General features: G+C 53.6%; 2 tRNA genes and 3 rRNA genes. All 5 read left to right on the top strand.

Annotation, left to right across the window (positions count from 1 at the left end):
- The first annotated feature begins 111 nt into the window (after positions 1–111).
- The 5 genes from DB398_RS18230 to rrf all read left to right on the top strand — a co-directional run bounded on the left by DB398_RS18230 (position 112) and on the right by rrf (position 5,304).
- Positions 112–1,628, top strand: a 16S ribosomal RNA gene (locus DB398_RS18230).
- 110 nt (positions 1,629–1,738) lie between these two features.
- A tRNA-Ile gene (locus DB398_RS18235) sits at positions 1,739–1,812 on the top strand.
- A gap of 152 nt (positions 1,813–1,964) precedes the next feature.
- Positions 1,965–2,041, top strand: a tRNA-Ala gene (locus tag DB398_RS18240).
- Positions 2,042–2,215: 174 nt separating this feature from the next.
- Positions 2,216–5,032: ribosomal RNA gene (locus DB398_RS18245) — 23S ribosomal RNA — on the top strand.
- A gap of 160 nt (positions 5,033–5,192) precedes the next feature.
- Positions 5,193–5,304, top strand: a 5S ribosomal RNA gene (gene rrf / locus DB398_RS18250).
- The 16S, 23S and 5S rRNA genes sit together here with 2 tRNA genes alongside, the layout of an rRNA operon.
- The last annotated feature ends 11 nt before the right edge of the window (positions 5,305–5,315 follow it).

The following is a 5,315-nucleotide window of genomic DNA, read 5'->3' on the forward strand; positions in this document are numbered from 1 at the left end:
AAGAAGTTCATATACATATTGCAATAGACAGCGTAAGAAAAGAATAGAACCATTTTGATGTCAAGGACTGGGAATTGTTCGTGGGATGTCTGAATAGATATTTAACGATAGACAATGAAGAGTTTGATCCTGGCTCAGGATGAACGCTAGCGGCAGGCCTAACACATGCAAGTCGAGGGGTAGAAGATGCTTGCATCTTTGAGACCGGCGCACGGGTGCGGAACGCGTATGGAACCTGCCCCTGTCAAGGGAATAGCCCAGGGAAACTTGGATTAATGCCCCATGGTACCGCGCCATCGCATGATGGTGTGGTTAAAGATTTATCGGACAGGGATGGCCATGCGTACCATTAGCTAGTTGGTAAGGTAACGGCTTACCAAGGCAACGATGGTTAGGGGCCCTGAGAGGGGGATCCCCCACACTGGTACTGAGACACGGACCAGACTCCTACGGGAGGCAGCAGTGAGGAATATTGGACAATGGTCGGAAGACTGATCCAGCCATGCCGCGTGCAGGATGACGGCCCTATGGGTTGTAAACTGCTTTTATACGGGAAGAAAAAAGGGCACGTGTGCCCTACTGACGGTACCGTAAGAATAAGGACCGGCTAACTCCGTGCCAGCAGCCGCGGTAATACGGAGGGTCCGAGCGTTATCCGGAATCATTGGGTTTAAAGGGTCCGTAGGCGGGCCTGTAAGTCAGGGGTGAAAGTTTGTGGCTCAACCATAAAATTGCCTTTGATACTGCAGGTCTTGAGTCATGGTGGGGTTGCCGGAACATGTGGTGTAGCGGTGAAATGCATAGATATCACATAGAACACCGATCGCGAAGGCAGGTGACCAACCATCGACTGACGCTGATGGACGAAAGCGTGGGTAGCGAACGGGATTAGATACCCCGGTAGTCCACGCCGTAAACGATGGATACTAGCTGTGGGGACTTTGTCTCCGTGGCCAAGCGAAAGTGATAAGTATCCCACCTGGGGAGTACGACCGCAAGGTTGAAACTCAAAGGAATTGACGGGGGCCCGCACAAGCGGTGGAGCATGTGGTTTAATTCGATGATACGCGAGGAACCTTACCAGGGCTTAAATGCAGGCTGCATGGGGTGGAGACATCCCTTTCTTCGGACTGCCTGCAAGGTGCTGCATGGTTGTCGTCAGCTCGTGCCGTGAGGTGTCAGGTTAAGTCCTATAACGAGCGCAACCCCTACCGTTAGTTGCCAGCGAGTCAAGTCGGGGACTCTAACGGGACTGCCGGTGCAAACCGTGAGGAAGGTGGGGACGACGTCAAATCATCACGGCCCTTACGTCCTGGGCCACACACGTGCTACAATGGCCGGTACAGAGGGAAGCCACCCCGCAAGGGGGCGCGGATCTATAAAACCGGTCACAGTTCGGATCGGGGTCTGCAACTCGACCCCGTGAAGCTGGAATCGCTAGTAATCGGATATCAGCCATGATCCGGTGAATACGTTCCCGGGCCTTGTACACACCGCCCGTCAAGCCATGGAAGCCGGGAGTGCCTGAAGTCCGTCACCGCAAGGAGCGGCCTAGGGCAAAATCGGTAACTAGGGCTAAGTCGTAACAAGGTAGCCGTACCGGAAGGTGCGGCTGGAACACCTCCTTTCTAGAGAAGATGACGCCCGGAATGTTTTCCGGTCCTGCATCGGGATGGTTTTTTCCCTTTCGCTGTCTGCGATATGTTTTTTTGATATACTGGCAATTTTAGGCCAAGACAGTCTCATAGCTCAGCTGGTTAGAGCGCTACACTGATAATGTAGAGGTCGGCAGTTCGAGTCTGCCTGAGACTACGGATGCGGCACAGCCGCAAGTTATAGGTTTTGAGTCATAGGTTCAAGGTTTATAAAAGTTCTTTAAAAAAGTATTGAATAGGAAATTCTAGGTGTTGGGTTACCGTTATATAGTACTGTTAACTGTTGACTGTTAACTGACCACAGATAATGGGGAATTAGCTCAGCTGGCTAGAGCGCCTGCCTTGCACGCAGGAGGTCAAGGGTTCGACTCCCTTATTCTCCACCACGGCAAATATCGTCCGCTGATTGTTTTATATCGGAGGCGATTGGCCACAAGTTCATTGACATATTGGGACGGAGCGTGATGATTTAGGTCATCATGGCGAAGTCAAAAGAAGAAACACGAAGTAGAATAGAATATATAAGGATTACGAGAGGGCATTTGTACTCAGGTACAGGTGCGACAAGCAAAAGAAGGGCGTATGGGGGATGCCTAGGCTCTCAGAGGCGACGAAGGACGCGATAAGCTGCGAAAATCCACGGGGAGCTGCACATGAGCTTTGATCCGTGGGTGTCCGAATGGGGCAACCCGGCAGGTTGAAGGCCTGTCACACCGCAAGGTGGGCGAACCCGCTGAACTGAAACATCTAAGTAGGCGGAGGAAGAGAAAACAAAAGTGATTCCGAGAGTAGTGGCGAGCGAAATCGGATTAGTCCAAACCAATGTTGTTTCGGCAATGTTGGGGTTGTAGGACCACGACATTCTTTGCGTGACGAACCGGAAGCAGTTGGAAAGCTGCACGATATGGGTGACAGTCCCGTACGGGCAAGGAGCGTTAAAGATAGTGGTATCCTGAGTAGCGCGGGGCACGTGAAACCCTGTGTGAATCCGGCGGGACCATCCGCCAAGACTAAATACTCCTGAGAGACCGATAGTGGACCAGTACCGTGAGGGAAAGGTGAAAAGAACCGTGAACAACGGAGTGAAAAAGACCCTGAAACCATACGCCTACAAGCGGTCGGAGCCCCTTTGGGGGTGACGGCGTGCCTTTTGCATAATGAGCCTACGAGTTACTTTTACCGGCAAGGTTAAGCACCTCAGGTGCGCAGCCGCAGCGAAAGCGAGTCTGAACAGGGCGCTTTAGTCGGTAGTAGTAGACGCGAAACCGTGCGATCTACCCATGGGCAGGTTGAAGCTGTGGTAACACACAGTGGAGGACCGAACCCGTTGACGTTGAAAAGTCTTGGGATGACCTGTGGGTAGGGGTGAAAGGCCAATCAAGCTCGGAAATAGCTCGTACTCCCCGAAATGCATTTAGGTGCAGCGTCCTGATAGTTATATAGAGGTAGAGCTACTGATTGGATGCGGGGGCTTCACCGCCTACCAATTCCTGACAAACTCCGAATGCTATATAATGTTTCAGGGCAGTGAGGGCATGGGTGCTAAGGTCCATGTCCGAGAGGGAAAGAACCCGGACCATCAGCTAAGGTCCCCAAATATGTGCTAAGTTGACAAAACGCGGTGGGACTGCACAGACAGCCAGGATGTTGGCTTGGAAGCAGCCATCCATTTAAAGAGTGCGTAACAGCTCACTGGTCGAGCGGTCCCGCATGGATAATGATCGGGCATAAGCACATTACCGAAGCTATGGACTCCAAGGAGTGGTAGGGGAGCATTCCGTTCTGCGATGAAGCGGGCCTGCGAGGTCCCGTGGAGCGTACGGAAACGAAAATGTAGGCATAAGTAACGATAATGCGGGCGAGAAACCCGCACGCCGAAAGACCAAGGTTTCCCCGGCCATGCTAATCAGCCGGGGGTCAGTCGGGACCTAACACGAACCCGGAAGGGGCAGTGGATGGGCAACGGGTCAACATTCCCGTACCCGCAATGCGACAAAAGTGACGGGGCGCCGAGGTTGGTGCGTGCTGACGGAATAGCACGTTGAACCCTCGGGGATAGTACACCAAGGCCACGGCCGCGGTGATAATCCAGCGGAGGCGCCTCCAAGAAAAGCGAGCATTGCGGCCCGTACCGTAAACCGACACAGGTGGTCGGGATGAGAATTCTAAGGCGCTCGAGAGATTCATGGTCAAGGAACTAGGCAAAATGGACGCGTAACTTCGGGAGAAGCGTCGCTCCCCTCCGGGGGAGCCGCAGTGAACTGGCCCAGGCGACTGTTTATCAAAAACACAGGGCTCTGCCAAATCGAAAGATGACGTATAGGGCCTGACACCTGCCCGGTGCCGGAAGGTTAAAGGGAGATGTCAGCCGCAAGGTGAAGCATTGAACTGAAGCCCCGGTAAACGGCGGCCGTAACTATAACGGTCCTAAGGTAGCGAAATTCCTTGTCGGGTAAGTTCCGACCTGCACGAATGGTGCAACGATCTGGGCACTGTCTCGACCATGATCTCGGTGAAATTGTAGTATCGGTGAAGATGCCGGTTACCCGCAGTGGGACGAAAAGACCCCGTGCACCTTTACTATAGCTTCGTATTGACCCTGGGCAAGGGATGTGTAGGATAGCTGGGAGGATTTGAAGCGCTGTCGCCAGGCAGTGTGGATCCGTTGTTGAAATACCAGCCTTCGTTTGTCCGGGGCCTAACCCAGCGATGGGGACAGTGCGTGGTGGGTAGTTTGACTGGGGTGGTCGCCTCCAAAAGAGTAACGGAGGCTTCCAAAGGTGCCCTCAACACGGTTGGCAATCGTGTGCAGAGTGCAATGGCACAAGGGCGCTTGACTGTGAGACATACAGGTCGAACAGGTACGAAAGTAGGGCATAGTGATCCGGTGGTTCCGCATGGAAGGGCCATCGCTCAAAGGATAAAAGGTACGCCGGGGATAACAGGCTGATCTCCCCCAAGAGCTCACATCGACGGGGGGGTTTGGCACCTCGATGTCGGCTCGTCACATCCTGGGGCTGGAGAAGGTCCCAAGGGTTGGGCTGTTCGCCCATTAAAGTGGCACGCGAGCTGGGTTCAGAACGTCGTGAGACAGTTCGGTCTCTATCTACTGCGGGCGTGAGAGATTTGAGTGGATCTGGTTCTAGTACGAGAGGACCGAACTGGACCGACCGCTGGTGCGCCGGTTGTCCCGCCAGGGGCATCGCCGGGTAGCTAAGTCGGGATGGGATAAGCGCTGAAGGCATATAAGCGCGAAACCCGCCACAAGATGAGATCTCTTTAAAGGGCCGTGGGAGATGACCACGTCGATAGGCCGTAGGTGGAAGTGCAGCGATGCATGTAGCCGAGCGGTACTAATTGCCCGTAAGCTTGCGCACCGCCCTGTCGCGGTTCCTTATAAACAAATACTTCGTTGACTCTTTTTTCGGCCCTGCCAAAGGTCCGTCCCAACATATGTCATATCAATTTGATGAAATTCCCTTCTTGCACCTTATGACCTTTGGACAAGGAGGTCCTGAAACAAGTTCAGGATAAAATCTAGGTGGCCATGGCGACGGGGCCCACCCCTTTCCATTCCGAACAGGGAAGTTAAGCCCGTCAGCGCCGATGGTACTGCCACACCAGGTGGGAGAGTAGGTCGCCGCCTTCCTCAAGCCCCTT

It is taken from the genome of Flagellimonas amoyensis (assembly GCF_003058265.1).
GTDB classification, from domain to species: domain Bacteria; phylum Bacteroidota; class Bacteroidia; order Flavobacteriales; family Flavobacteriaceae; genus Flagellimonas; species Flagellimonas amoyensis.